Raw genomic sequence first — 26,051 nt, 5'->3', positions numbered from 1 at the left:
GCCACTCGGAGGGGTCGGCAGAGGCAGTATAACGAGAGGGAGACAGCCAGACGCAAGCACTGTCGGCAAGAGGAGAGCCTGCCTGCGGGCGGGAGTCAGCTCTGCGCGATCACTTCGGTGCGATCACTTGCCGATGCAGAAGCTGCCGAAGATTTCCCCGAGCAGGTCATCGGCGGAGAATTCGCCGGTGATCTCGGACAGCGCCATCTGGGCGGCGCGCAGGTCTTCGGCCAGCAGCTCCCCGGCACCGGCGCCATGCAGCTGGGCGTCGCCGTTATCGAGGGACTCGCCAGCGCGTTCCAGCGCATCCAGGTGGCGGCGGCGGGCGCTGAAGCGACCCTCTGCCGTGCCGGTGAAGCCCATGATGTCCTTGAGGTGATCACGCAGCGCATCGAGGCCCTGATTGTCGCGCGCCGAGATGCGCACCACGCTGGCCTGGTGGCGTGCCTGCTCGGCATCGCCATCCTGTGTTGCGGTGATGGCGGTCAGCCCCGGCGTCTCGCCGCTGGTGTCGATCTTGTTGCGGACCAGCGTCAGGCGGGTTGGGTCCGGCAGGCGCGCGACGAACTCCGGCCATATCTCCATCGGGTCCGTCGCCGAGGTAGTCGCAGCATCGACCAGCAGCAGGACGCGGTCCGCCTTTTCGATCTCGTCCCAGGCGCGCTGCACGCCGATGCGCTCGACGGCGTCCGGCGTGTCGCGCAGCCCGGCGGTATCGATGATATGCAGCGGCATGCCGTCGAGATGGATGTGCTCACGCAGCACGTCGCGGGTGGTGCCTTCGATGTCGGTGACGATGGCGGTGTCCTGCTCGGTCAGCGCATTGAGCAGGCTCGACTTGCCGGCATTCGGGCGGCCGGCGATCACCACCGTCATGCCCTCGCGCATCAGAGCGCCCTGGTTGGCAGCGGCGCGCACGCCCACCAGCTCTGCCTTGACCTCATTGAGGCGCGCCGCGACATGGCCGTCGGCCAGGAAGTCGATTTCCTCTTCGGGGAAGTCGATGGCGGCCTCGACGTAGATGCGCAGCTCGATCAGACGCTGCACCAGCGCGCTGACGCGCGTCGAGAACTCGCCCTTGAGCGAGCGCAGCGCATTCTCGGCCGCCGCGCGTGAGCTGGCGTCGATCAGGTCGGCGATGGCCTCGGCCTGGGCGAGATCCAGCTTGTCGTTGAGGAAGGCGCGCTCGCTGAATTCACCGGGGCGTGCCAGGCGTGCGCCCAGCTGCACGCAGCGCTCCAGCAGCAGGTCCATGATCACCGGGCCGCCGTGCCCTTGCAGCTCCAGCACGTCCTCGCCGGTGAAGGAATTCGGGCCCTGGAAATAGAGCGCGATGCCTTCGTCGAGGGCGATGGGATTGCCCTGGGTATCCAGTCCCATGAAGGGGCCATAGTGGGCGCGGCGCGCCGGCGGGCATTGGCCCAGCATGGCCTGGGCGATGGCCTGACAGGCCGGACCGGAGACACGGATAATGCCGACGCCACCCCGGCCGGGCGGAGTGGCCAGGGCCGCGATGGAGTCAGGCTGGTAGGCGGTAGACATGCACAAACCTCGGGCGCGAAGCCGGAATGAAAATGAAGGAGATGGCCGCTATTGTCGCGGCTGGAGGCCCGTGACAGCAAGCGGGGTGATGGGGGAGGCACCTTGCGGCGGGAGTATAGGCGCAGCCCCCGGAATCAGGGCCCTGAAACGCCACGACCCCCGCCGAGGCGAGGGTCGTGGGTGAGCCATGTCAGGCGAACCTGAAAGGCATCATGCGCCTTTCTTGGTTGGCTCGGCATTCTCGATCTGACGGGTGATGACGTACTGCTGAGCGATCGACAGCGTGTTGTTGACGATCCAGTACAGCACCAGACCCGCCGGGAACCACAGGAAGAAGAAGGTGAAGACGATCGGCAGCATCTTCATGATCTTCGCCTGGGTGGGGTCCGGAGGCGTCGGGTTCAGCTGCTGCTGGATGAACATCGTCAGGCCCATGATGATCGGCAGGATGAACAGCGGGTCCTTCACTGACAGATCCTGGATCCACAGCATGAACGGCGCGTGGCGCAGTTCGACGGATTCCATCAGCATCCAGTACAGGGCGATGAAGACCGGCATCTGGATCAAGATCGGCAGACAGCCCCCCAGCGGATTGATCTTCTCCGTCTGGTAGAACTTCATCATCTCCTGGGAGACCTTCTGGCGGTCGCTGCCGTACTTTTCCTTGATGCGCTGCATCTCGGGGCCCATCTTGCGCATCTTGGCCATCGAGCGGTACGCGGTCGCGGACAGCGGGAACAGCACGACCTTGACCAGAACGGTCAGCAGGATGATGGAGGCACCCCAGTTGCCGACCAGCGCGTGGATGTGCTCCAGCAGCCAGAACAGCGGGTTGGCCAGGAACCACAGCCAGCCGAAGTCGACAACCAGCTCCAGGTAGGGAGCGGTCGCTTCCAGCTGGTCCTGGTCCTTCGGGCCGACGAACAGGGTCGCGCCGAGCTCAGCCTGCTGACCCGCGGCAATCTGGGTCGTCGGGCTCGCGAAGGCGGCGACGTTGCGGTTCTGCTTGTCGACGGTGGTGTAGTAGAGGTTCTTCTGGTTGTCAGCCGGCACCCAGGCAGACACGAAGTAGTGCTGGATCATGGACACCCAGCCACCCTGGACGTCGACATTCTTGAAGCTGCCGTCCTGGATGTCTTCGAAATCGACCTTCTGGTAGTGGTTCTCTTCCGAAGAGAAGGCCGCACCCAAGTAGGAACTCATGCCCATGCCACTACCGCTGGTCGGGTCCGCGCTGTTGTCACGGGCCAGCTGACCGATGAAGCGAGCATTGACCGGCTGCTGGGACTGGTTGTCCAGCAGGTAGTCGACCTTGATCTGATAGCTGTCCTGGCTGACGGTGAAGCGCTTGATGACCGCAACGCCATTGATGTCGGTCTTCAGGTCCACTTGCAGGCTGTCGTCACCCTCGGCAAGGGTGTAGCTGTTGCTGTCGGCAGAGAAGGCGATACGGCCCTTGTGGCCATCCAGCTGCAGACCGGACTTGGCCACGTAGCTGCGTGACTGATTGTCGGACAGCAGCACGAAGGGCGACTCGGAAGCGTTGTTCTGCTTGTGCTCGAGCAGCGCTGCATAGACCACGTCACCGCCCTGCGGATCGATACGCAGGTCCAGCACGTCAGTCTTGACTTCAATCAGGTTTTTGCTCGGCGTGCTTGCTGCGCTATCCGGCGTGGAGAGGCCGGTATCGCCATTGGCAGTCGTGCTGCTGCTTGGGGCTTCAAGGCCTTGCGCAGTGTCATTGGCGGTTTGAGAGGCAACCTGGGGAGCCTGTGTTTCCGCAGCCGGCTGGTCGTAGTCCTTGTTCCACTGGACCACCATCAGATAGGCGACAACCGCAAGCGGAATCACGAGGAGTAATCGTTTGACGTCCATGGTGTATACCCGTTGGAGGGTGAATCAATCTGGCGGGGAGTCAGATGAGTCCGGGTACGAACGGTAGGGCGTATAACGAAAAAAACGCCACATGCCGGACGCACCGGGCAGGTGTCACGTCAGGCAGGTGGCGTTGACTTGGCCGCTTTCTGGCGTCTGGCGTCCTTCTCCAGACGAGCCCACATGCCGTTCAGCTGGCGATGCAGGGTCTCGTTGTCCAGCTCGGTCACGCCTCGCTTGGCCAGTACGACGATGTCGACGGCCGGAAGGCGCTGCTGGCGGAGGCGAATGGATTCGCGCGTCAGACGTTTGAGGCGGTTGCGATCTACGGCACGGCGCACGTTCTTCTTGCTGAACACCAACCCCAGGCGGGCATGTCCCAGGTCATTCGGACACGCCAGGGCCAGAAGCCCCTTGCCGTGTACCTTGAGGGTGGTGTGATCGAAGACGTGCCGGTAATCCCCGGCAGTCAGCAAGCGAAGCTGCCGGGGAAATCCCTGACGGGACATCCGGGCCTCGATCAGGCGCTCAGACGCTTGCGGCCTTTCGCACGACGACGCTGGATGACCTCACGGCCACCTTTGGTCGCCATACGAGCACGGAAACCGTGTGTGCGCTTGCGCTTCAGGACGCTCGGCTGAAATGTGCGTTTCATAGCTGCTTCTTCCCACGTGGTTGTTTGGAAAAGGTCAACGAATGTTGCCCTGTATCCACATGAGGACAGGGCAGATTGGTCAGGGGCAGGGATTCTAGTGAATCTGCAAGTGGCTTGCAATGTCGCGTGGGAAGTTGTCCACAGCCCGTTCGCGGCACTTGACGACAGATATCGTCTACGCCGCCCGCCATATGGCGCTTCGTGTCTTACCTGGATCACGGGAAAGACAGGCCGTCAGGTGCAAAAAATCTCGCTTTGCCGTCGTTGGGCCATCAGGTGCCGCCGAATGGCCACCGGATCAGCGGACTGTCGACGCTGCATGCCTGCGCGGAATCTCTGTGCGGAATGTCTGGTCAGGTGGGCCGCCATGAGTGAACCGGCGTGATCGCTGATCCGGTGATGGGCGTGCCGAAAAGTTGCAGTGGATAACCTGAGCCTCTGCTCTCGATGACGGTTCTCGGTGTCTCACGCGAAGTCCTGCCAGTCTGGTCTTCTATCATCACTACAAAGAAGGTAGTTCTGAATAACCAATAACTATTAAGGAAGGCAGTCGCTGTGGATAACCTGATTTTTCCCATTTTGCTCAATGGCATGTCGACAGGACAGCTCTGGCGATAAGTGGTGGGCAACCTGCGTTCAGCCTGTGTATGGCTATGTGCATAACTGTCGTCTTGTCCACAGTCGCAATCTTGTACGCGGATGCTCCCCAGCCTGTCCCGATGCGGATGCTTGAAGAATACCGATGTTGTCCACAGTACTTTTTGCGGCAGATGTCGTGTGGATAACTCGTGGCTTGGCCTATACAATGGCCGCCCCTTTGACAACTGGATGTGAGGTCGCGTGTCGCTCGCACTTTGGCAACAATGTCTTGACGCCCTGCAAGACGAGCTGAATTCACAGCAGTTCAATACCTGGGTTCGTCCCCTGCAGGCCGAGGAAGGCGACAGCGGAGAGCTGTGCCTGCTCGCCCCCAACCGCTTCGTGCGTGATTGGGTCAATGACAAGTACCTCAAACGAATCCACGAGCTGCTGCGTGAGTTGGCACCGGGCAAGCCGCCCAAGGTCGAGCTGAGCGTCGGTAGCCGTCGGACCGTCTCGAACCCGCGTCCGGAAGGTGCGGCTGCGTCGCCGGTATCCGCCCAGGCGCCGGCGCCGGGTCAGATGCCGAGCCCGCGTGCCCCTTCCGTGCATACGCCACCGCGGGGCAATTTTGCGGAAGAGCGTGAGATGGCCGGCGATGGCGCCCAGGAACAGGTACCGCGTCGCAACACGCGCCAGGTGCAGGTAGAAGGTAGCCTCAAGCATTCCAGTGGCCTGAATCCGAACTTCACCTTCGAAACCTTTGTCGAAGGCAAGTCCAACCAGCTGGCTCGCGCGGCTTCGCGCCAGGTCTCCGAGAACCCCGGCGGCGCCTACAACCCGCTGTTCCTGTATGGCGGCGTGGGTCTGGGCAAGACTCACCTGATGCACGCGGTGGGCAATCATCTGGCCAAGCAGGGCGGCGAGAATGCCAAGGTGGTCTACCTGCACTCCGAGCGCTTCGTGGCGGACATGGTCAAGGCGCTGCAGCTCAATGCCATCAATGACTTCAAGCGTTTCTACCGTTCGGTGGATGCGCTGCTGATCGATGACATCCAGTTCTTCGCTGGCAAGGAGCGCTCCCAGGAGGAGTTCTTCCACACCTTCAATGCGTTGCTCGAGGGCGGGCAGCAGATGATCCTGACCTCGGACCGCTATCCGAAGGAGATCAATGGGGTCGAGGAGCGCCTCAAGTCGCGCTTCGGCTGGGGACTGACCGTCGCCATCGAGCCGCCGGAGCTCGAGACGCGCGTCGCGATCCTGATGAAGAAGGCCGATCAGGCCAAGGTCGATCTGCCTCACGATGCCGCCTTCTTCATCGCGCAGAAGATCCGCTCCAACGTGCGCGAGCTCGAGGGCGCCTTGAAGAAGGTCATCGCCGACTCCCACTTCATGGGGCGCGCGATCAATCAGGACTTCATCCGTGAATCCCTGAAGGACCTGCTGGCACTGCAGGACAAGCAGGTGGGTGTGGACAATATCCAGCGCACCGTGGCCGAGTACTACAAGATCAAGATTTCCGATCTTCACTCCAAGCGCCGCTCGCGCTCCGTCGCCCGTCCGCGTCAGGTCGCTATGGCGCTCGCCAAGGAGCTGACCAACCACAGCCTGCCTGAAATCGGCGATGCCTTCGGCGGGCGAGACCACACCACGGTACTGCATGCCTGTCGCAAGGTGGCCTCGCTGCGCGAAGAGAACGCCGATATCCGCGAGGACTACAAGAATCTGCTGCGTCTGTTGACCAGCTGATCGAATTGCAGCGGCAGGTCGGGTTGGAGACAATCACGCCATCGGCCTGCTGTGCTCCGGGCTTGCCTGTTGCGGCCCCGAATTTCTTTTGCGTGCGCGCTGCCTGTCAGCGAGCATTGCCCCGTTTCCAGAGAGTGGAGTCTCCATGAAATTTGCCATTTCGCGTGAAGCCCTGCTGCGCCCGCTGTCCCTGGTGGCGGGTGTCGTCGAGCGTCGCCAGACACTGCCGGTGCTGTCCAATGTGCTGCTTGAAGTGTCCGATCAGCAGCTGTCGCTGACCGGGACTGACCTTGAGGTCGAGCTGATCGGGCGCGTCGAGCCCAGCCGTGTCGACGAGCCGGGTTCCGCGACGGTACCGGCGCGCAAGCTGATGGATATCTGCAAGTCACTGCCCGAAGGCAGCGAGATCATTCTCGCGCTGGAAGAAGGCCGCGCCATTCTGCGCAGCGGCCGTTCACGCTTCACCCTGTCGACCTTGCCGGTGGCCGAGTTCCCGAACATCGATGATGGTCAGGGCGATATCACCGTCAGCCTGCCGCGCGGTACCCTCAAGCATCTGATCGACGCGACCTCCTTCGCGATGGCACAACAGGATGTGCGGTATTACCTCAACGGCATGCTGCTGGAACTGACCAGCAACCTGGTGCGTACCGTGGCGACCGATGGTCACCGCCTGGCCGTCTGCGAGCAGGCCGCTGACATCAGCGTGCCGGAAGCGCAGAAGCTGATCATCCCGCGCAAGGGTATCCTCGAGCTGACGCGCCTGCTCGACGGCAGCAACGAGCTGATGACATTGACGGTCAGCGGGACGCACGTGCGTGCCCAGACCGGCGACTTCACCTTCACCTCCAAGCTGGTGGACGGCAAGTTCCCGGATTACGAGCGCGTTGTCCCGCGTGGCGGTGACAAGGTCATCGTGGCTGAGCGTGCCGAGTTGCGTCAGGTACTGTCGCGTACCGCGATTCTCTCCAACGAGAAGTACCGTGGCGTGCGCCTCTATCTGGAGGCAGGCAACCTGCGCGTGCTGGCCAACAACCCCGAGCAGGAAGAGGCCGAAGAGAATATTGCCCTTGATTATCAAGGGGCTGGCCTCGAGATCGGCTTCAATGTCGGTTACCTGATTGATGTGCTGGGAGTGCTGGATGCCGATCGCGTGCAGTTGACGCTTTCCGATGCCAACAGCTCAGCGCTGCTGGAAGAGCCGGGCGGCGGCGATGCGCGCTACGTAGTGATGCCTATGCGCCTGTAATATCGTAATTGCTTTTTAAATCAGTATCTTGAATCGTAATTGTGCCGCAATTGACGCGCGCAATCGCAGAATGAGCCTCGACAACACCCGCCATTTTCACTCCTGAATGGCGGGTGTTGTCGTATTTGAGCCCCGAAGGCGGCCATGGCTCTTTTTCTCTATCGAATGAGGCCGTCATGGCGCTTGAACGACTCCAATTCCAGAATCTGCGCAACCTGGCGACAGTCGATATGGCGCCGGGAAAAGGGGTGAATCTGGTCAGTGGTGCCAATGGCAGTGGCAAGTCGAGTCTGCTGGAAGGTATCCATGTGCTGGGGCTGGCGCGCTCTTTCCGCACGCACAAGCTCAAGCATGCCATTGCGCATGACACGGCAGGAATGACGCTGTTTGGCCGCCTGGCAGGCGATCCGCCGCGCCCCCTGGGGGTAAGACGTGATCAGGCCGCAGATGGGCTGGAGATGCGTCTGGATGGCGAGAGGGTCGAGCGAGTCGCCCAACTGGCTCAGGCCTTGCCGTTGCAGCTGATCAACCCTGATGCCTTCCGGTTGCTGGAGGGTTCGCCCTCTGCCCGACGTGAGTTCCTCGATTGGGGTGTGTTTCACGTGAAACACGACTTCTTCGACGTCTGGCGCCGCGTGCGTCGGGCGCTCAAACATCGGAACGCACTGCTCAGGCATGGTAAGATGGACGTTCAGGCACTTAACGTCTGGGATCGAGAGTTTGCTCACTGGAGCGAACGTCTTGATGCCCTGCGCATGGAATATATGCAGGCGCTGGCACCTCTGTTTCAAGCCACGCTTGCCGAGCTGATTGATTTGCCCGAGCTGACTCTGCGCTATCAGCGCGGTTGGGATGCCAAGCGCCCTCTGGGCGACGTGCTGGCAGCAGGGCGCGACAGTGATAGCCATATGGGCTTTACCCAGACTGGCCCACAACGCGCCGACTTGCGTATTCGCCTGGGGCGACGCCCTGCAGTCGAGGTGTTGTCTCGCGGCCAGCAGAAGCTGGTGGTCAGCGCTCTCAAGCTGGCTCAGGGTCGCTTGCTCGAAGAAATGAACGGACGTACCTGTGTCTACCTGATCGACGATCTGCCGGCGGAACTGGATGGCGAGCATCGCCGTCTGTTCTGCCAGCTGTTGGCAGGCCTCGAGTGCCAGGTCTTCGTGACCTGCGTCGAACCCGAAGCATTGGATCGGGTATGGTTGCCGAACACTGATGTCAGGATGTTTCACGTGGAACACGGGCGACTGCACACGGAATGATTTCACGACGGAGAAGCCAATGAGCGAACAGGCTTACGACTCATCAAGCATCAAGGTCCTCAAGGGTCTGGATGCCGTACGCAAGCGCCCCGGCATGTATATCGGTGATACCGATGACGGCACGGGGCTGCATCATATGGTGTTCGAGCTGGTGGATAACTCCATCGACGAGGCGCTGGCCGGTCACTGTAGCGAAGTCCGGGTCGTTATCCATGCCGACGAGTCAGTTTCCGTCAGCGACAACGGTCGTGGTGTGCCGACCGAGATCCATGAAGAGGAAGGCGTCAGCGCAGCGGAAGTCATCATGACCGTGCTGCACGCCGGCGGTAAGTTCGATGACAACTCCTACAAGGTCTCCGGCGGTCTGCACGGGGTAGGGGTCTCGGTCGTCAACGCGCTATCCGAAGAGCTCAAGCTGACCATCTGGCGTCAGGGCAATGTCCACGAGCAGATCTATCACCATGGCGAGCCGCAGTCGCCGCTGGCCATCGTGGGCCAGACCGAGAAGACCGGCACCCTGGTGCGCTTCAAGCCTTCCCCACAGACCTTTGCCAATATCGAATTCCATTACGATATTCTGGCCAAGCGTCTGCGGGAGCTGTCCTTCCTGAACTCTGGTGTCGCCATCCGTCTGATCGATGAGCGCTCCGCAAAGGAAGAGCTGTTCCATTATGAGGGCGGCCTCAAAGCCTTCGTTGACCATATCAACACCAACAAGGCGCCCTTGAATCCGGTGTTCCATTTCGAGATGGAGCGCGAGGATGGCATAGCCGTCGAAGTGGCGATGCAATGGAATGAAGGCTTCGCCGAGAACATCTTCTGCTACACCAACAATATTCCCCAGCGCGATGGCGGCACGCACCTGGCCGGTTTCCGTGCAGCATTGACGCGCACGCTCAATAGCTATATCGAGGCGGAAGGCCTGCTCAAGAAATCCAAGGTCGGCACGACCGGGGATGATGCCCGTGAAGGTTTGACCGCGATCATCTCGGTCAAGGTGCCGGACCCGAAGTTCTCCTCCCAGACCAAGGACAAGCTGGTCTCTTCCGAGGTCAAGACGGCGGTGGAGCAGGAAATGGGGCGTCTGTTCTCGGATTATCTGATCGAGAAGCCCAACGAAGCCAAGGCCATCGTCAACAAGATGCTGGATGCGGCTCGCGCACGTGAAGCCGCGCGCAAGGCGCGTGATATGACGCGGCGCAAGGGCGCGCTGGATATCGCCGGTCTGCCGGGCAAGCTGGCCGACTGCCAGGAGAAGGACCCGAGCCTCTCGGAACTTTACCTGGTCGAGGGTGATTCCGCTGGTGGCTCCGCCAAGCAGGGGCGTGATCGTCGCACTCAGGCGATCCTGCCGCTGAAGGGCAAGATCCTCAACGTCGAGAAGGCGCGCTTCGACAAGATGCTGTCGTCCGCCGAGGTCGGCACACTGATCACCGCATTGGGTTGTGGTATCGGTCGCGAGGAGTTCAACCCCGACAAGCTGCGCTATCACTCCGTCATCATCATGACGGATGCCGACGTCGATGGTTCGCACATCCGTACGCTGCTGTTGACCTTCTTCTTCCGTCAGATGCCAGAGCTGATCGAACGTGGTCATATCTTCATTGCCCAGCCACCGCTCTACAAGATCAAGCGTGGCAAGCATGAGCAGTATCTGAAGGATGAGCAGGCGCTGCAGGACTATCTGACCGCCACGGCGCTGGACGGCGGCAAGCTGCATGTCAACGCCGATGCCCCGGGTATCGCTGGCGCTCAGCTGGAAGCACTGGTCAACCAGTATCGTGGCGTGATGAAGCGCATCGATCGTCTGGCGCGTGTCTACCCGTCTGCCGTGCTGCGCAAGATCGTGCACGCTCCGCATCTGGATGAGGCCGCTCTCACGGACAAGTCTCAGGTGCAAGGCTGGATCGACGGTCTCCAGAAGGAAATGGATGACCTGATCGCCTATGAGGGTGGCCCGCACTACAACTTCACTCTCAGTCATGACGGCGAGCGCAATCTCTATCTCCCAGCAGTGACGCTGACGGCACATGGTGTCAGCAGTGATTACCTGTGGGATGTCGATTTCTTCAAGTCCGCCGACTACCGCGAGATGAGTGAGCTGGGCAACATGCTGGAAGGCCTGCTGGAGGCTGGCAGCTACGTATCGCGCGGTGAGCGCAAGAAGGAAGTCGGCACCTTCTACGAAGCCCTCGACTGGCTGATGAAGGAAGCGGCACGTGGCTTCAGCATTCAGCGCTACAAGGGGCTGGGTGAGATGAACCCGGATCAGCTATGGGAAACCACCATGGATCCGGAGTCCCGTCGCATGCTGCGTGTGACCGTCGAGGATGCGATCGGTGCCGATCAGATGTTCAACACCCTGATGGGTGACGAAGTCGAACCGCGCCGTGACTTCATCGAGCGCTTCGCGCTGGTGGCCAATCTCGACGTCTGATGGCGTTGAGCTAGCGCTTGGCGGAGGTCTTGCCAAGCCGGGCCAGAAAAACGGCCCCTGATCTTCGATCAGGGGCCGTTTTTGCATGTGCGTGTTGCCGCAATCATTAACAAGGATGACAGTGCGGGACAGGGCTTGGCTCAGTCTCAGCCGGCGCGTTGCTCGTTCAGCCAGGCGGTGATTCGCTCTGCCGTGATAAAGGCTGTCGCAAGCCCCAGGTGATCGATCGTCTCGAGGATTTCCACCTGCGCCACGGAATGGTGGGGTTGCAGACATTGAGCAAGGCGCTCGGCATGAAACGCCTCGTCATGCTCGCCGATCAGCGCCAGCACTGGCAGCTGACGATGGGCGAGCGCCTTGAGGTCACTTTGGTAGTCGCGAGGATTGAGGCCCGTCATCAAGCGCCACGAGTAGGCGTCGGTGGTATGTGCATCGCGGTACTCTGGCGGGATATTGAAGCCAAGCACCTCAATATGATCCAGGCGATGGATGCCGAGCCGGTTCAGCAGCGCGCAGGCCAGCATCCGCGCGAGGCGTGGCTGTGCCCAGTGTGAATCACGTCGCATGTTGGGCGCGAGATGATGCAGGTACGGTGCCAGCAGTATGACGCCGTGCAGCGGAACGTTGGCACGCTGGCGCTGGCAGACTGCGGCCGAGAAGCGCAGTGCCAGGCCGCCCCCGGCAGAGTGGCCAGCGACAATGACTCTGGCATCGGCTGGTAGCTCTAGCGACAGGATCAGGTCCTCGAGATCTTCCTCGAGCTGGAGCAGGTGGTCGATGTCGCCACGTCGCTGCGGAGCTGGGCCGTGGCCGCGCAAGTCTGGCGTATGCACATAATGACCAGCCTCAGCCAGGCGCGTTGCCAGCGATGCGAGATAACGGCTGTCAGCACTGGAGCCATGCAGCAGGATGAGGTGTGAGCGGCTCCCTGACATGCCTGTTGCGGGATAATGGCGACAGCCCAGGCGGCTGTCATCGCGGCAGCGGTAGGGGACGAGTTCATTCGGCGCTGACCACGTTTCCTTGTCTGCCAGGAAGGTCGTGAAATCAAAGGCATGGCGGCTGGAATCTGGCATTGGCTACACTCGCTCGGATGTCACGTCATGAAAAAGCCCGCTATCTGATCCGGTCAGATAGCGGGCTTTTTCGTTCAAGTGCACGGCGCACTCGACAGGCTGATCAAGCCCCGTGCCTCAAGGCTTGCTGCCTCAAGGCTCAGTGCGCCTGATTGAGGAAGCCTTCATCCAGCTTCAGCTCGTCATTGCGGTTGACGCCGATATCGCGGGACAGGATGTTGCTGGCGATCTGCTTGGCTTCTTCCAGAGAGTGCATCTGTGCGGTGCCGCACTGATAGACGTTGAGCTCCGGAATCTCTTCCTGACGCGCCACGTTGAGCACGTCCTGCATGGCAGCAGACCAGGCAGCGGCAACGCGAGCTTCTTCCGGTTCACCGATCAGGCTCATGTAGAAACCGGTACGGCAACCCATCGGTGAGATATCGATGATCTCGACATCATCACCGTTGAGGTGCTCGCGCATGAAGCCGGCGAACAGGTGCTCGAGGGTGTGAATGCCCTTCTCGGAGAGAATCTCTTCATTCGGCACGCAGAAGCGCAGGTCGAAGACGGTGATGTTGTCGCCTTTCGGGGTGCCCATCTTCTTGGCCACGCGCACGGCGGGCGCCTTCATGATGGTGTGATCGACAGTGAAGCTATCCAGCAGTGGCATGTGAAGCCTCCAGCATGAGGAAGTGAGACAGGCAGGCAGTTGCCCGCCCGGATTCATGTCTGAAGGGTAGCATATCGCCGCTGTTGATTAGAGAGGCAAGCGCGCCGTGCGCAGGGTTCTCGCCGGGCAGGCGCGCCTCACAGATAGCTTTCGGCAGCGGCTTCACAGCTCACGCAGCGGCGCTGGGACTTTCCCGGCTCACCATCCGATATGGGGTGGTTGAGCTCACCATCGAGCAGGCGGTTGGTGAAGTCGGCCAGGTTGGCCACTACCAGCACGTCCTTGAGGCCCTCACCATCTGCCAGCGTCTTCTGGCCCTTGCCGGTCATCACCAGCGCGGCGCGACAGCCGGCCTTCTGGCCCGCGACGAGGTCACGCAGGCTGTCGCCCAGCATCCAGGCTCCTTCAAAGTCGGGAATCTGCAGGGCATCCTGGATCTGGTGGAGCAGGCCGGGTTCGGGCTTGCGGCAATCGCAGCCGTCGTCCGGGCCATGTGGGCAGTACGCAATATGAGCGATATCGCCACCGGCTTCCTTCACCAGCCGCATCATCTTGGTGTGCATCTGGTCGAGTTCGCGGTGGCCGAAATGGCCACGGGCGATGCCGGACTGATTGGTCGCCACGGCCACGGTGTAGCCAGCGCGGGTCAGACGGGCGATGGCCTGGATGGAAGTGGGGTATTCGATCCACTCTTCGGCATTCTTGACGAAGGCATCGGAGTCTTCATTGATGACACCATCACGGTCGAGCACGATCAGTTTTTGCATGGTCAACTCTTCACTTCAGGGCAGTCAGGGGCGTCAGCCGGGCTGCTTGTCAGGGGTCGCCGCTTTGCCTGGGAAATTGTGAGCCGAGTCACAAGATGACGCTCGCACGTGGGGATGGGCAAATGGCGCCGAGTGCTCGAAGTGCGTGGTGGGACAGGCTGTCGCGCTTTTCGAACACTGTTTCTATACTGGAATACTAGTGCGACCTAGGTAGGGGATCAAGCCAGAAATTGTGACATCGCTGCCATGTTGCGTGAAATCCTGTCACGCAACATGGCATTTCAGGACCCCGGATACAAAAGAACCCCGCTGTGGCGGGGTTCTTTTGCAGAGGCTGCGGTTCAACGATATCAGGGACAGCGTGGATCGGCAGATCTCATTGGGTCAGCAGACTGATGTCGGCCACCCCCATGAACAGGCCTTGCAGACTCGCCAGCATCGCCAGACGATTGGCACGCACGGCGGCATCGTCGGCATTGACCATCACCTGATCGAAGAAGGCATCGACCGGTTCGCGCAGGCTGGCCAGTGCATCGAGGGCCTCCTGGTAGCGCGCCGCAGCGAACAGTGGTGCCACTTCCGCGCCACGTGCCGTCAGGGCGTCTGCCAATGCCTGCTCGGCCGGCTCGCTCAGCAGGCTCGCATCCACCTCGGTGCGACCATCGTGCTTGGCCTTGGCGAGGATGTTGGAGACACGCTTGTTGGCTGCCGCCAGAGCAGCGGCTTCCGGGCGTTCGCCGAAGGCGTGCACGGCACGCAGACGCAGTGCGAAGTCCAGCGGGTTGCTGATCTTCAGGGTACGCACGGCCAGGTACAGCTCGGCCCCCATACCTTCGTCGTTGGCCCAGGCGCGGAAGCGATCGAGCATGTACTCGAGCACGTCCTCGGCCAGTCCCTCGGCCTTGGGCAGATCACGATGCTGCTCGGCGCTGACGCTCAGCAGCTCGCGCAGGTCGAGGTCCAGCTCACCCTTGATCAGGATGTTGAGCACCCCGATGGTGGCGCGACGCAGCGCGAACGGGTCCTTGGCGCCGGTCGGACGCTGACCGATACCGAAGATGCCGGTCAGGGTGTCGAGACGGTCGGCCAGGGCAATCGCCATGCCGGCCTTGGTCGTGGGGATCGCATCGCCGGCGAAGCGCGGCAGATACTGCTCTTCCAGCGCGAGAGCGACGGTGGCATCTTCGCCATCGTGACGGGCGTAGTAGTGGCCCATGATGCCCTGCAGTTCCGGGAACTCCAGCACCATCTCGGTGACCAGGTCGGTCTTGGCCAGCTGTGCAGCACGTGCGGCGTGGTCGACATCAGCGCCGATGCGTTCCGCGATGTGGCGTGCCACGGCTTCGCTGCGACGGGCCTTCTCGGCCATGCTGCCCAGCTTCTGCTGGAAGACGACGCTCTCGAGCTTCTCGCGACGCGATTCCAGCGTGCTGCGCAGATCGGTCTCGTAGAAGAAGGCGGCATCGCCCAGACGCGGACGAATCACCTTCTCGTTACCGGAGATGACCTGTTGCGGGTCCTTGCTCTCGATATTGGAGATGGTGATGAAGGCCGGCTTGAGCTTGCCGTCGTTGTCCAGCAGGTGGAAGTACTTCTGATTGGCCTTCATGGAGGAGATCAGACACTCCGCCGGCACTTCCAGGAAGCGCTCGTCGAAGGTGCCCGTCAGTGCCACCGGCCATTCCACGAGGCCGTTGACCTCGTTGAGCAGGGCTTCCTCGATGACGGCGTTGGCACCATAGACTTCTGCCTCGGCCTGAACCTGTTCGCGGATACGCTCACGACGCACCTCACGGTTGGCCAGCACGCGGGCGCCTTCCAGCGCGTCGAGGTAGTCCTCGGCGTGCGCCAGCGTGATGGCCTGCGGCGCATGGAAGCGGTGACCGAAAGTGGTACGACCGGAGTCGAGGCCGAGCACGCTGGCCTCGATCACTTCGCTGCCGTAGAGCGCGACCAGCCAATGCACCGGACGCGAGAACTCGATGCGTGAGGCACCCCAGCGCATGTTCTTCGGCACCGGCAGGCGAGCCACGACCTGCTCCAGCATGGCCGGCAGCAGGGCGGAGAGATGCTCGCCCGGCTGGGTGTGACGATAGCCGAGCCAGGTGCCCTTGTCGGTTTCCAGCTCGATCAGATCACTGACTTCGACACCGCAGGAGCGGGCGAAGCCCTGCACCGCACGGGTCGGTTCGCCATCCTTGAAGGCGGCGGCCTTGGCCGGCCCGCGCTTCTCGATCTCGCGGTCCGGCTGACGCTCGGCCAGGGATTCGATCATCACCGCCAGACGACGCGGTGTGGCGTAGGCACGTACCTGACCGAAGGCGACTTCGGCGTCGCGCAGGCCATCGGCGAGGCCGTTGGCGAGGCTGTCAGCGAGTGCGTCGATGGCGCCCGGCGGCAGTTCTTCGCAGCCCAGTTCGATCAGCAGGGTATTCACGGAGGCCATGCTTACGCGTCTCCCTCGGTAGTGGTGTCATCGGCGGCGAGCAGCTCATCACGCAGCGCCTGCGGGGCCAGCGGGAAGCCGGCGGCCTTGCGCGAATCGTAATAGGCGTGGGCCACATCACGGGCGAGAGTGCGCACGCGCAGGATGTAGCGCTTACGCTCGGTGACGGAGATGGCGTGACGCGCATCCAGCAGGTTGAAGGTATGTGATGCCTTCAGTACCTGCTCGTAGGCCGGCAGCGGCAGGTTGGCGGTCAGCAGCTTCTGGCACTCGCTCTCGCAGTGATCGAAGGCCGCGAACAGCTCCGGCACGGCAGCGTGCTCGAAGTTGTAGGCCGACTGCTCCTTCTCGTTCTGCAGGAAGACGTCGCCATAGGTCACGACGGAGCCGTCCGGCGCGGTGGTCCAGATAAGATCGTAGACGCTGTCCACGTCCTGCAGGTACATCGCGATGCGCTCGAGGCCGTAGGTCAGCTCGCCGGTGACCGGGAAGCATTCGATGCCACCTGCCTGCTGGAAGTAGGTGAACTGGGTCACTTCCATGCCGTTGAGCCACATTTCCCAGCCGAGGCCCCAGGCGCCCAGCGTCGGAGATTCCCAGTTGTCCTCGACGAAACGGATGTCGTGGACCAGCGGGTCGATGCCCAGACGCTCCAGCGAGCCCAGATAGAGCTCCTGCAGGTTGGCCGGTGACGGCTTCATCACCACCTGGAACTGATAATAGTGCTGCAGGCGATTGGGGTTTTCGCCGTAGCGGCCGTCGGTGGGACGGCGGGAAGGCTGCACGTAGGCAGCGTTCCAGGTTTCAGGACCGATGGAGCGCAGGAAGGTCGCCGGGTGGAAAGTCCCCGCGCCAACCTCCATATCCAATGGTTGCAGGATGATGCAACCCTGTTCGGCCCAGTATTGCTGCAGGGCCAGAATCAGGCCCTGGAAGGTTTTCACGTCTGGCTGTGTCATTGGTGAAGCCCGTTGGCCCATGAATTCGAGAACTGCCGAGTATACAATCCCCGCTTATCGGGTTATAGGCCGCAGACGAAACCGAGTGCGTGCCATTTCCAAATTCTGATGTGTCGCGTTGCTGAACGCGCGCGTTGCCTACAAGCCTCTAGAGGCTCTGGGAGCTCAAATGATCGTCGTTACCGGAGGCGCCGGCTTCATCGGTGCCAATATCGTCAAGGCACTCAATGACCGCGGCCGTACCGATATCCTGGTGGTGGATGACCTGAGTGACGGCACCAAGTTCGTCAATCTGGCGGACCTGACCATCGCCGATTACCTCGACAAGGACGACTTCCTGATTCGCGTCCAGTCGAGCCTGATGGGTGAGTATGCCGAGTTGCCGAAGATCGAGGCGATCTTCCACGAAGGCGCCTGCTCCGACACAACCGAGTGGGACGGCCAGTTCATGCTCGAGAACAACTTCGAGTACTCCAAGGTGCTGCTCAACTTCTGCGAAGCGAACCGGATTCCCTTCCTCTACGCGAGCTCCGCGGCGACCTACGGCGACAGCCAGGTCTTCAAGGAAACGCCGGAGTTCGAAGGTCCGCTCAACGTCTACGGCTACTCCAAGCTGCTGTTCGATCAGCACGTGCGCCAGCGCTGGGACAGCCTGACCACCCAGGTCGTCGGCTTCCGCTATTTCAATGTCTACGGCCCGCGTGAGCAGCACAAGGGCAAGATGGCCAGCGTTGCCTATCACCATCACACCCAGGTGAAGGCCGGCGAGAACCCCAAGCTGTTCGGCGCCTACGATGGCTTTGAAGCCGGCATGCAGAGCCGTGACTTCGTCTATGTCGGTGATGTGGTCGACGTGAACCTGTGGTTCCTCGACCACCCTGAAGCCTCCGGCATCTTCAATCTGGGCACCGGTCGCGCCGAGCCGTTCAAGGCGATCGCCGAGACCGTCATCGAGTACTACGAGAAGGGCGAGATCGAGTACATCGACTTCCCGGAAAACCTCAAGGGCCGCTACCAGAGCTTCACGCGTGCCGACATCGGCAAGCTGCGCAAGGCCGGCTGCAACGTCGAATTCAAGACCGTTGCCCAGGGCACCCGCGCCTATCTCGAATGGCTGAATCGCTGAGTCTAAGCGCGTCTGGACTGAGTGCGAGCGCCTGCCTCGCAAGGGCGATGGGGCAGGGCAAGCGCACCCGCAAGGAGGATTGGCCGTGAAGAGGAGCAAGGCATGAGTGAGCGCATTCTGGTGGTCGGGCCCAGCTGGGTCGGCGACATGGTGATGGCGCAGAGCCTGTTCATGACGCTGAAGCAGCGCTCGCCCGGCTGCCGGATCAGTGTGCTGGCGCCCGCCTGGTCGCAGCCGATCATCGAGCGCATGCCCGAGGTCGAGGAGGCACTGGCGTTGCCGGCGGGGCATGGTGACTTCGCCCTCAAGGCGCGCTGGCAGCTCGGGCGTTCACTGCGTGGACGCTTCGACCGCGCCATCGTGTTGCCGCGCTCGTGGAAGTCAGCGCTGGTACCGTTCTTCGCGCGCATTCCGGTGCGGGTCGGCTTCACCGGTGAGCAGCGCTACGGCCTGCTCACCGAGTGCCGCAGGCTCGACAAGTCGGTGCTCGATCAGACCGTCAAGCGCTTCACGTCACTGGGCCTGCCCGTTGAGGAGGCCAATCCGCCAGTGGGCATCCCGGAGCCCGCTCTGGTCACCGACAGCGCCAATCAGCGGCGTCTACGCGATGAGCTTGGTCTGGTAGCGCCGCCGGCGCCCATCATCGGCATGATGCCCGGGGCGGAATATGGCCCGGCCAAGCAGTGGCCGCTGGCGCACTTTCGCGCGCTTGCCGAGTCATTGACCCGGCAGGGGGCCGAGGTGCGCATCTTCGGTGGCCCCAAGGATGTCGCGGCGGGGGAGGAGATCGCTCAAGGGCTTGCGGGCGTTCACAACCTGTGTGGCAAGACGCGGCTGGCGGATGCGGTGGATCTGATCGCCGAGTGTCGGGAAGTAGTCAGCAATGACTCCGGCCTGATGCATGTGGCGGCCGCGGTAGGGGCCCGTATCCAGGGCATCTACGGTTCCTCGTCGCCGCATTACACGCCGCCGCTGACGGCCAATCGCGAGATCCACTGGCTGGCGCTGGAGTGTTCACCCTGCTTCAAGCGTGTCTGCCCGCTGGGGCATACCAACTGTCTGAATCATATTGCTCCCGAGCGACTGTTGACGGCGATCTCGCTGGATGAGGATGCGCGGTGAACCTGCCGAGAAACCGCACGACGGATGATCTGATCCACCCGCGCATGCGCGGGGCCATGCAGCGTGCTCAGCGGATAGAGGCGCTGCGTGCCTGGTGCGAGCACCACCTGATACTGCCGTTCAGTCGTTGCTGGTTGATGCGCTGGAAGCGCCAGCGTGCACGCCATCAGTCCCTTGAGCGCCGTGGCCTGCCGCGTCATGCGCTGGAAGACGTGATGGGGCAGGAGGCGCTGACGGTCTGGGTCAATCCGCGGGAGCTGGTGCGCGACGTCAACTTCGGGCGTGACAAGCGCAAGCGGCCATCCTCCAACGCCTTCATCTGGGACGGCGACTGGGACCTGCGGCGTGGTGCCTTCCGCTTCGGTTCACGCTCGCGGCTGATGCGGGACCTGATCGAGCATGGCGATGACCTGACGGTGACGGAGCGTTATCAGCACTTGAAGGCCTTGCTGGAGGCGGGCAAGCCGTGGTCGTCACCGCGTGATGGACTGTTGATGGACAGCGAGGAGCAGATTCTCGGCTATCTGCGCTGTTATCGCGGCTATCTGCAGGACATGGCCAGCAATGGCTTTCGTCAGGGCATCACCAAGGACGAGATGGGCGTCGCGGTGACACGTGAGGGTCGCCTGCTCAAGATCAACCGTGGTCTGCATCGTCTGGCCATGGCGCAACAGGTCGGTGTGCCCAGCGTGCCCGTCGTCATCAAGGCGGTACATCGTGAGTTCTGGGACAGGGTGACCGCTGGTGCCGAAGGCGATGAGGCCCTGCAGCGGCTGCAGGCTGCGCTGCGTGAGTGTCGCCCCGAAAGCGAACCAGGCCCGCTGGATCCCAGGACATATCCCGTGTTGGGCGTGGACGAGGGCTGGCCGGATCTGCGCGGCCTGGAGGACGGTGATTCGCGCGCCTGAGTCGCTAACCTGCTGTTTAGTCAGACGAAAAAGCCCTGTTTCATTGTGATGTTTCACATGAAACAGGGCTTTTTTCGTTCTTTGGCCGAGCGATAGGCGATAGGTACCTGAACTGAAAAGCGATCTAGCGTGCCAGCCGTTGATAAAGCCCCAGATAGGCCTCGCCCATGGCGCTGGGAGTGAAGCGTGCCAGATGCGCACGCGCCCCCGCGACCAGCCGCTCCCGACGTGGTGCATCCGCGACGAGTGCCACGATGGCGGCAGCCAGTGCCTGTGCATCGCCGCTGGGCACCAGCACGCCGGTGCTGTCGTCATGCACGATGTCGGGGATGCCATCCACATCGCTTGCGATGATCGGGACGCCGTGATCCATCACGTCGAGCAGAATCGAGCCGAGGCCCTCATTGCGTGATGGAAAGGCGAACAGATCGAAGGCTTCCAGATAGTCGCCGACATTGGTATGGAAGCCTTCCCAGACCAGATTGTCGAGATCGGCACTTTCCGCCTTGAAGGCCGCTTCGTCCTCGCCGGCGCCCAGGCAGACGAACAGCAGCTGCGGGTGGCTGTCGCGCAGCCTGCGGGCCGCCTCGATCAGCACTCGCTGGCCCTTGTGGCGGTCCACCAGGGCGCCGACATGCCCGATGACGATGCGACCCCCCGCGGACGTATTGCCGAAGCGCTGGCGTAGCTTGGCCACGGCTTGCTTGTCGCTGGGCAGGTGGGCGAGGGTGCTGGGGATCAACGCCGTCTCACCCCATTGGCGCTCCCGCAGGTGAGATTCGATCACCGACGAAATCGCCACCCGGCAGGCGGCCGCGCGATAGGTCAGGCGATTGAAGGGCTTGTCCTTCACCGGCTGGGGCACCCGGCGTGTCAGCAGGTAGGGCGTGCCGGTGAGGCGCTGATGCAGCCATGCCCAGTGCACGGCCTTGGCTTCATGAGCATGCACGATGTCGGCGCGGGGCTGACCGAGATGGCCCCTGAAGCGTCCGCTGATCTCGATCACTTCCACCGTGACAGCCAGCTCGAGAGCCGCCAGTTCGCTGATCAAGGGCGAGCCCCGCAGGCACACCAGTGACTGACGGAGCGGCGCGCCGGCTTCGCCGTTCTCCCCCGGGCTTGCGCGTCGCGCCAGGTCCGCGATCAGGTTGAGCGTCTGGCGCTCACCGCCGCGAAAGCCACGTGCCAGATTGACGTGGCGTACGTGAAGCGGGCGCGTCACACCTCGCGCGGCAGTCGGCTCACGGCTAGAGGTCATGGTCACCATACCTTGTTGAAATCTTCGGCCTCACGCACCTTGGCGTCGCGCTGGAATTCCAGCAGCTTGGCGTATTTCAGGTAGGCATTGACGCTGGCCGACAGCGCCACCGAGAAGCCATCGACGCCATCGCGGAAGCCGGCCTGGAAGACGAACTTGCGCATGAAGGCATTGCTGGCATGCAGGAAGGGCGTGAAGGCGTTGGCGCGTTTTCCCTTCTGATACATGATCTTGGCGGCGCGGTTCGAGAAACGGCCGCTGGCCTTGACGAACAGCTCACCGAGATTGGCGAAGCTGTAATGCTCGAGATCGGCGTCCAGTTCACAGGGATGGTTGGCCTGCACCGAGCTGTGCTGACGCGAATCGCGGAAGGCGAGTTTCTCGCGGTCATACAGGCGTAGGCAGTAATCGGGATACCAGCCGGCATGTCGCACCCAGCGCGAGCCGATGAAGTTGCGACGCCGCAGCGCGAAGCCGTCGTGGGGCGTGCTGTCGAGTGCCAGTTCGCGGATGGCGCTGACGGCACCGTCGGTCAGGCGCTCATCGGCATCCAGTGACAGCACCCAGCGGTGACTGGCATGGCTCGGCCCGACATTCTTCTGCGGCCCGTCGCCCAGGTAGGGTTGATCGATCACCACGGCGCCCATGTTGCGCGCCAGTTCGCAGGTGGCATCGGTGGAGCCGGAATCGACCACGATCAGCTCCTCGCAGACCTGGCCCAGCGAGCGCAGGCAGTCCTCGATGTTGTGGGCTTCATTGAGGGTGATGACACAGCCGGTGATGGGCACCGCAGTGCGCAGCTTGCCATCGGGTGAAGGGGCGGCCGAGGCCTCGTCGCTCGTGTTCATGACGGTCTCTGTCTTGAGAGCGCCTGCAGCACGACGGGGTGTGGCAGGCGCCGATGGGACGCAGTGGCAGGCTCGCCTGGGCGAAGCGTCTGCCGACGATTCATGTCGCTATCGTACACTGCATGGGCGTCGATGCCTGCAGGGCGATACGCTGCAGGTTCAGGCGTGATAGGCGCTGCGAATACGGGCCAGGCACGCCGCGTGATGCGTCGGGGTGAAGCGGGCCAGTGAACGCCCCAGGCGGGAGAGATTGTTCTTGCGCCAGCGTGCGTCGGTAGGTGCCTCGGCATGCAGCTGGCAGCGATCGAGATCGATCACGTAGACGCGTTCGCTTTCGTCGACCAGCAGATTGCGTGCATTGAGATCGACATGCTCAAGCCCGGCATCATGCACGCCGCGGATGGCGTGGCCAGCCGTATCGAGCAGGCGGAGCACGGCCTCGGGCAGCTCGGCCCCGGCAGGCAGGCGTTGTGTTTCGAGGGCGATCAGGTCATCGGCGAAGGCGCGTGCGCCGGGAATCAGCACCGTGATCAGGGCGGCCTCGTAGGTCAGACCATGCCGCCACACGCAGGCACCGACGGGCTCTGGCACCGGCAGCCCCTGGCGATACAGACGCTCCGTCAGGCGCAGTTCGGCGAAGGCGCGGGTGCGCTCAAGGCCGGTGTAGAGGTAGCGCTGACTGGCGAGCTTCGCGATCAGGCCGCCGCGACGATAGGGCCGCAGTGCCCAGCGGCGGGCGGGGCTTTCCGTTGTCTGGACGGGTTGCAGTGCGGCCGGCAAACGACAGACATCGAGGAACAGACTCGCCCCGCGCCCCGGCGCTTCGCCGGTCACGGCGTCGTGTTCACGCCAGAACGATGGCATGAACCAGTCCGGCGTCATTTGTGGCGCTGTTTCGCCATCATATAGAATGTGGGCATTCTCATTTCGGAAAACTGCCATCCGCATGAAGCATCCTCTCCCTGCCCAGCCCGCACATATCTGCGTGCTCCGGCTCTCCGCTCTCGGCGATGTCTGCAATCTTGTGCCAACGGTACGCGCCTTGCAGCGTCAGTGGCCTGAGGCCCGCATTACCTGGATCGTCGGCAAGGGGGAGCACAGTCTACTGTCCGGCCTGACCGGGGTCGAGTTCGTGGTCTACGACAAGTCCACCGGCCTTGCGGGCATGCGCGCCATCTGGCGACAGCTCAAGGACACGCACTTCGATGTGCTGCTGCACATGCAGCAGGCACTGCGTGCCAGTGCGCTGTCGCTGGGCCTCAAGGCCAAGGTGCGCATCGGTTACGACCGTGCGCGTGCCAAGGACTGGCAGTACCTCTTTACCTCCCATCAGCTGGCCCCGCGAGAGCGCGCCCACGTGCTGGAGTCGTTCATGGACTTCGCGCGTACGTTGGGTGTCGAGGACTGCCGCCTCGACTGGCGACTCGACGTGCCCTCCGAGGCCTACACCGAAGCCGCACGCGTCACTGGCGAGGCGCCCTATCTGATCATCAGCCCGTGTGCCAATCCGCGCCTGCGCAACTTCCGCAACTGGTCGCCGGAAGGCTATGCAGCGGTCGTCGATCATGCCTGGCAGCAATATGGCATCCGCAGCGTGATGACCGGTGGCGGCAGCCCGCAGGAACGTGAAATGGGCGCGCGCATCAAGGCGCTGGTCAGCGAAGGCGCGGTCATCGATGCCATCGGTGGCACCTCGCTCAAGGGCCTGCTGGCGATGATCGATCGCGCCGTGGCGGTAATCGCGCCGGATTCCGGCCCGGTACACATGGGCAATGCGCTCAACACCCCGGTGATCGGCCTGTACGCCACCACCAATCCCGAGCGTGCGGCGCCGTACTGCTGGCAGCACCTGGTGGTCAATCGCTATCCGGACGCCGTGAAGACCTATCTTCACAAGCAGATGGACGAGATCAACTGGGGCCAGCGCGTGCGCCATCAGGACGCCATGAGCCTGATCCGCGCCGAGGATGTCATCGCGCGCCTCGCCGAGCTGCTGGCGGACACCGATGGCGTCATTCGTGGCCAGAGTTGCGAACGTCTGCCGGCTGCGGCTGTCTCCCCTACCGAGACTTCTTCTTCCCAATCCCCCTCTGCACGCGGAGACGCCTGATGAAGCTTGATCTGACTGCGCTTGAACAGGCTCGCCTGCTGGTCGTGGGTGATGTGATGCTCGATCGCTACTGGCACGGTGGCACCTCACGCATCTCGCCGGAAGCGCCGGTACCGGTGGTACGAGTCGGCGAGAGCGAAGACCGCCCCGGCGGTGCTGCCAACGTCGCGCTCAACATCGCCTCGCTCGGCGCACACGCCACCCTCGCCGGTGTCGTCGGTCAGGATGACAACGCCGCCATCCTTACCCGCGCATTGGAAAACGCCAATGTCATCACTCGCTTCCAGGCCAGTGACAGCGTGCCGACCATCACCAAGTTGCGTGTGATGAGCCGCAATCAGCAGCTGCTGCGCCTCGATTTCGAGGAGCCGTTGCACGAGGTGGACACCAGCGCGCTGGTGAGCCAGGTCGAGGCCGAGCTTGGCGCCAGTGGCGTGATGATTCTCTCCGACTACGGCAAGGGCTCGCTGAATCAGGTCGAGGCGCTGATCGCCGCCGCGCGTGCGGCGGGCAAGCGTGTGCTGGTCGACCCCAAGGGCAGTGATTTCTCGCGCTATCGCGGCGCCAGCATCATCACCCCCAACCTGACCGAGTTCGAGACCATCGTCGGGCCGTGCCGCAGCGATGAGGAACTGGCCGAGAAGGGCGAGGCGCTGCGTGCCGAGCTCGAGCTGGAAGCCCTGCTGGTGACCCGCAGCGAAAAGGGCATGACCCTGATCCGCGAGGGCTATCAGCCGCTGCACCTGCCGACGCATGCGCGTGAGGTCTACGACGTCACCGGTGCCGGCGATACCGTGATCGGCGTGCTGGGTCTGGCGCTGGCGGCCGGTCACGCCTTCCCGGAAGCCGTGATGCTGGCCAACCTGGCCGCGGGTCTGGTGGTTGCCAAGCCGGGTACCGCGACCCTGTCGGTGGCGGAGCTCTACACCGCGCTGCACGGCGACAAGCTGGCGGAATTCGGCGTGATCCAGGAGTCCGCGCTCATTCCGGCAGTCAAGGCCGCCCAGGCGCGCGGCGAGCGGGTGGTGATGACCAACGGCTGCTTCGACATCCTGCACGCCGGTCACGTGGCCTACCTGCAGGAAGCGGCACGCCACGGTGATCGCCTGATCGTGGCCGTCAACGACGACGACTCGGTGGCACGCCTCAAGGGGCCGACACGCCCGATCAATCCCGTGCTGCGGCGCATGCAGGTGCTGGCGGGCCTCGGTGCGGTCGCCTGGGTGGTGCCTTTCAGCGAAGACACCCCGGCACGCCTGATCGAGGCCGTGCTGCCGGATGTGCTGGTCAAGGGCGGCGACTATCGCCCCGAAGAGATTGCCGGAGGAGAGGCGGTGATCGCCAATGGCGGTGAAGTCCGCGTGCTCGGTTTCGAGGACGGCGTCTCCACCACCGCGATGATCGCCACCATTCTCGATCGCGAGGACTAGG

General features: G+C 62.7%; 22 protein-coding genes. 9 read left to right on the top strand and 13 right to left on the bottom strand.

Going from position 1 to position 26,051, the window contains the following annotated elements; genetic code table 11:
- Positions 1 to 123: 123 nt before the first annotated feature.
- The 4 genes from mnmE to rpmH all read right to left on the bottom strand — a co-directional run bounded on the left by mnmE (position 124) and on the right by rpmH (position 4,072).
- The gene (gene mnmE, locus NH396_RS10505; RefSeq protein WP_253063490.1) at positions 124 to 1,542 is read right to left on the bottom strand and encodes a tRNA uridine-5-carboxymethylaminomethyl(34) synthesis GTPase MnmE; all 1,419 of its coding nucleotides are present in this window, start codon (positions 1,540 to 1,542) and stop codon (positions 124 to 126) included.
- Positions 1,543 to 1,752: 210 nt separating this feature from the next.
- A complete protein-coding gene (yidC, locus tag NH396_RS10500; RefSeq protein WP_253063488.1) occupies positions 1,753 to 3,417 on the bottom strand; it encodes a membrane protein insertase YidC in 1,665 nt (554 codons plus the stop codon).
- 119 nt (positions 3,418 to 3,536) lie between these two features.
- Positions 3,537 to 3,926, bottom strand: a complete 390-nt coding sequence (gene rnpA, locus NH396_RS10495; protein ID WP_176675826.1) for a ribonuclease P protein component — start codon at positions 3,924 to 3,926, stop codon at positions 3,537 to 3,539.
- Between the two features lie 11 nt (positions 3,927 to 3,937).
- The gene (gene rpmH / locus NH396_RS10490) at positions 3,938 to 4,072 is read right to left on the bottom strand and encodes a 50S ribosomal protein L34 (RefSeq protein ID WP_043331656.1); all 135 of its coding nucleotides are present in this window, start codon (positions 4,070 to 4,072) and stop codon (positions 3,938 to 3,940) included.
- An 840-nt stretch (positions 4,073 to 4,912) separates the two neighbouring features.
- Between rpmH and dnaA the strand changes: the two genes are divergently transcribed.
- Together dnaA and dnaN are read left to right on the top strand one after the other, a co-directional pair.
- The gene (dnaA, locus tag NH396_RS10485) at positions 4,913 to 6,400 is read left to right on the top strand and encodes a chromosomal replication initiator protein DnaA (RefSeq protein WP_253063486.1); all 1,488 of its coding nucleotides are present in this window, start codon (positions 4,913 to 4,915) and stop codon (positions 6,398 to 6,400) included.
- A gap of 145 nt (positions 6,401 to 6,545) precedes the next feature.
- Positions 6,546 to 7,649 carry a DNA polymerase III subunit beta gene (gene dnaN / locus NH396_RS10480; protein ID WP_043331653.1) on the top strand — a complete coding sequence of 368 codons (1,104 nt, stop codon included), beginning with the start codon at positions 6,546 to 6,548 and terminating at the stop codon, positions 7,647 to 7,649.
- Here the strand turns inward: dnaN and NH396_RS10475 are convergent.
- A complete protein-coding gene (locus NH396_RS10475; RefSeq protein WP_253063484.1) occupies positions 7,636 to 7,827 on the bottom strand; it encodes a hypothetical protein in 192 nt (63 codons plus the stop codon). The genes dnaN and NH396_RS10475 overlap by 14 nt on opposite strands.
- On the opposite strand from NH396_RS10475, the gene recF reads away from it, so the two are divergent.
- A complete protein-coding gene (gene recF, locus NH396_RS10470; protein WP_253063482.1) occupies positions 7,826 to 8,911 on the top strand; it encodes a DNA replication/repair protein RecF in 1,086 nt (361 codons plus the stop codon). The genes NH396_RS10475 and recF overlap by 2 nt on opposite strands.
- A 19-nt stretch (positions 8,912 to 8,930) precedes the next feature.
- The gene (gyrB, locus tag NH396_RS10465; protein WP_253063480.1) at positions 8,931 to 11,348 is read left to right on the top strand and encodes a DNA topoisomerase (ATP-hydrolyzing) subunit B; all 2,418 of its coding nucleotides are present in this window, start codon (positions 8,931 to 8,933) and stop codon (positions 11,346 to 11,348) included.
- 146 nt (positions 11,349 to 11,494) lie between these two features.
- Here the strand turns inward: gyrB and NH396_RS10460 are convergent, their stop codons facing one another.
- From NH396_RS10460 to glyQ, 5 genes are all read right to left on the bottom strand, one after another.
- Positions 11,495 to 12,424: an alpha/beta fold hydrolase gene (locus NH396_RS10460; protein ID WP_253063468.1), complete on the bottom strand. Its 930-nt coding sequence runs from the start codon at positions 12,422 to 12,424 to the stop codon at positions 11,495 to 11,497.
- Positions 12,425 to 12,563: 139 nt separating this feature from the next.
- Positions 12,564 to 13,076 (bottom strand): S-ribosylhomocysteine lyase, encoded by a 513-nt coding sequence (luxS, locus tag NH396_RS10455; protein ID WP_043331647.1) that lies wholly within the window; start codon positions 13,074 to 13,076, stop codon positions 12,564 to 12,566.
- A 137-nt stretch (positions 13,077 to 13,213) separates the two neighbouring features.
- Positions 13,214 to 13,843: a D-glycero-beta-D-manno-heptose 1,7-bisphosphate 7-phosphatase gene (gene gmhB, locus NH396_RS10450; protein WP_253063466.1), complete on the bottom strand. Its 630-nt coding sequence runs from the start codon at positions 13,841 to 13,843 to the stop codon at positions 13,214 to 13,216.
- 376 nt (positions 13,844 to 14,219) lie between these two features.
- Positions 14,220 to 16,289: a glycine--tRNA ligase subunit beta gene (gene glyS, locus NH396_RS10445; RefSeq protein ID WP_253063464.1), complete on the bottom strand. Its 2,070-nt coding sequence runs from the start codon at positions 16,287 to 16,289 to the stop codon at positions 14,220 to 14,222.
- Positions 16,290 to 16,291: 2 nt separating this feature from the next.
- Positions 16,292 to 17,248, bottom strand: coding sequence for a glycine--tRNA ligase subunit alpha (glyQ, locus tag NH396_RS10440; protein ID WP_253063462.1), 957 nt, complete (start codon positions 17,246 to 17,248; stop codon positions 16,292 to 16,294).
- A 169-nt stretch (positions 17,249 to 17,417) separates the two neighbouring features.
- Here glyQ and rfaD point away from each other — a divergent pair, with 169 nt between their 5' ends.
- The 3 genes from rfaD (at position 17,418) to NH396_RS10425 (ending at position 20,404) form a co-directional block, all read left to right on the top strand.
- Entirely contained in the window at positions 17,418 to 18,374 is a 957-nt protein-coding gene (gene rfaD, locus NH396_RS10435) for an ADP-glyceromanno-heptose 6-epimerase (RefSeq protein ID WP_175088931.1), read from the top strand.
- A 102-nt stretch (positions 18,375 to 18,476) separates the two neighbouring features.
- Positions 18,477 to 19,496, top strand: coding sequence for a lipopolysaccharide heptosyltransferase II (gene waaF / locus NH396_RS10430; RefSeq protein WP_253063460.1), 1,020 nt, complete (start codon positions 18,477 to 18,479; stop codon positions 19,494 to 19,496).
- Positions 19,493 to 20,404 (top strand): hypothetical protein, encoded by a 912-nt coding sequence (locus NH396_RS10425; protein ID WP_253063449.1) that lies wholly within the window; start codon positions 19,493 to 19,495, stop codon positions 20,402 to 20,404. Before waaF ends, NH396_RS10425 begins: the two co-directional genes overlap by 4 nt.
- A gap of 124 nt (positions 20,405 to 20,528) precedes the next feature.
- Here the strand turns inward: NH396_RS10425 and NH396_RS10420 are convergent, their stop codons facing one another.
- From NH396_RS10420 to NH396_RS10410, 3 genes are all read right to left on the bottom strand, one after another.
- Complete coding sequence (locus NH396_RS10420) at positions 20,529 to 21,662, bottom strand: glycosyltransferase family 4 protein (RefSeq protein WP_253063447.1); 1,134 nt, start codon at positions 21,660 to 21,662, stop codon at positions 20,529 to 20,531.
- Between the two features lie 2 nt (positions 21,663 to 21,664).
- On the bottom strand, positions 21,665 to 22,510 hold the full coding sequence (locus NH396_RS10415) for a glycosyltransferase family 2 protein (RefSeq protein WP_253063445.1): 846 nt from the start codon (positions 22,508 to 22,510) through the stop codon (positions 21,665 to 21,667).
- Between the two features lie 159 nt (positions 22,511 to 22,669).
- Positions 22,670 to 23,452, bottom strand: a complete 783-nt coding sequence (locus NH396_RS10410; RefSeq protein WP_366071719.1) for a 3-deoxy-D-manno-octulosonic acid kinase — start codon at positions 23,450 to 23,452, stop codon at positions 22,670 to 22,672.
- Between the two features lie 4 nt (positions 23,453 to 23,456).
- Between NH396_RS10410 and NH396_RS10405 the strand changes: the two genes are divergently transcribed.
- Together NH396_RS10405 and hldE are read left to right on the top strand one after the other, a co-directional pair.
- Positions 23,457 to 24,620, top strand: a complete 1,164-nt coding sequence (locus NH396_RS10405) for a glycosyltransferase family 9 protein (protein WP_253063441.1) — start codon at positions 23,457 to 23,459, stop codon at positions 24,618 to 24,620.
- Positions 24,620 to 26,050 (top strand): bifunctional D-glycero-beta-D-manno-heptose-7-phosphate kinase/D-glycero-beta-D-manno-heptose 1-phosphate adenylyltransferase HldE, encoded by a 1,431-nt coding sequence (hldE, locus tag NH396_RS10400; RefSeq protein ID WP_253063439.1) that lies wholly within the window; start codon positions 24,620 to 24,622, stop codon positions 26,048 to 26,050. The genes NH396_RS10405 and hldE overlap by 1 nt, the downstream gene beginning before the upstream one ends.
- The last annotated feature ends 1 nt before the right edge of the window (position 26,051 follow it).

Origin of the sequence: Cobetia sp. Dlab-2-AX, assembly GCF_024124625.1 — a bacterium.
Taxonomy (GTDB): Bacteria; Pseudomonadota; Gammaproteobacteria; order Pseudomonadales; family Halomonadaceae; genus Cobetia.
The sequence above is the reverse complement of the archived record's forward strand: the minus strand, read 5'-3'. Positions and strand labels throughout refer to the sequence as shown.

Bases quoted from the DNA above. Each gene is read 5' to 3' on its own strand.
- rfaD (WP_175088931.1), top strand. From the start codon at position 17,418: ATGATCGTCGTTACCGGAGGCGCCGGCTTCATCGGTGCCAATATCGTC.
- glyQ (WP_253063462.1), bottom strand. From the start codon at position 17,248: ATGACACAGCCAGACGTGAAAACCTTCCAGGGCCTGATTCTGGCCCTG.
- mnmE (WP_253063490.1), bottom strand. From the start codon at position 1,542: ATGTCTACCGCCTACCAGCCTGACTCCATCGCGGCCCTGGCCACTCCG.
- NH396_RS10420 (WP_253063447.1), bottom strand. From the start codon at position 21,662: ATGACCTCTAGCCGTGAGCCGACTGCCGCGCGAGGTGTGACGCGCCCG.
- NH396_RS10415 (WP_253063445.1), bottom strand. From the start codon at position 22,510: ATGAACACGAGCGACGAGGCCTCGGCCGCCCCTTCACCCGATGGCAAG.
- dnaN (WP_043331653.1), top strand. From the start codon at position 6,546: ATGAAATTTGCCATTTCGCGTGAAGCCCTGCTGCGCCCGCTGTCCCTG.
- glyS (WP_253063464.1), bottom strand. From the start codon at position 16,289: ATGGCCTCCGTGAATACCCTGCTGATCGAACTGGGCTGCGAAGAACTG.
- NH396_RS10475 (WP_253063484.1), bottom strand. From the start codon at position 7,827: ATGACGGCCTCATTCGATAGAGAAAAAGAGCCATGGCCGCCTTCGGGG.
- gyrB (WP_253063480.1), top strand. From the start codon at position 8,931: ATGAGCGAACAGGCTTACGACTCATCAAGCATCAAGGTCCTCAAGGGT.
- hldE (WP_253063439.1), top strand. From the start codon at position 24,620: ATGAAGCTTGATCTGACTGCGCTTGAACAGGCTCGCCTGCTGGTCGTG.
- recF (WP_253063482.1), top strand. From the start codon at position 7,826: ATGGCGCTTGAACGACTCCAATTCCAGAATCTGCGCAACCTGGCGACA.
- waaF (WP_253063460.1), top strand. From the start codon at position 18,477: ATGAGTGAGCGCATTCTGGTGGTCGGGCCCAGCTGGGTCGGCGACATG.
- NH396_RS10405 (WP_253063441.1), top strand. From the start codon at position 23,457: ATGAAGCATCCTCTCCCTGCCCAGCCCGCACATATCTGCGTGCTCCGG.
- rpmH (WP_043331656.1), bottom strand. From the start codon at position 4,072: ATGAAACGCACATTTCAGCCGAGCGTCCTGAAGCGCAAGCGCACACAC.
- yidC (WP_253063488.1), bottom strand. From the start codon at position 3,417: ATGGACGTCAAACGATTACTCCTCGTGATTCCGCTTGCGGTTGTCGCC.
- rnpA (WP_176675826.1), bottom strand. From the start codon at position 3,926: ATGTCCCGTCAGGGATTTCCCCGGCAGCTTCGCTTGCTGACTGCCGGG.
- NH396_RS10410 (WP_366071719.1), bottom strand. From the start codon at position 23,452: ATGGCAGTTTTCCGAAATGAGAATGCCCACATTCTATATGATGGCGAA.
- NH396_RS10460 (WP_253063468.1), bottom strand. From the start codon at position 12,424: ATGCCAGATTCCAGCCGCCATGCCTTTGATTTCACGACCTTCCTGGCA.
- luxS (WP_043331647.1), bottom strand. From the start codon at position 13,076: ATGCCACTGCTGGATAGCTTCACTGTCGATCACACCATCATGAAGGCG.
- gmhB (WP_253063466.1), bottom strand. From the start codon at position 13,843: ATGCAAAAACTGATCGTGCTCGACCGTGATGGTGTCATCAATGAAGAC.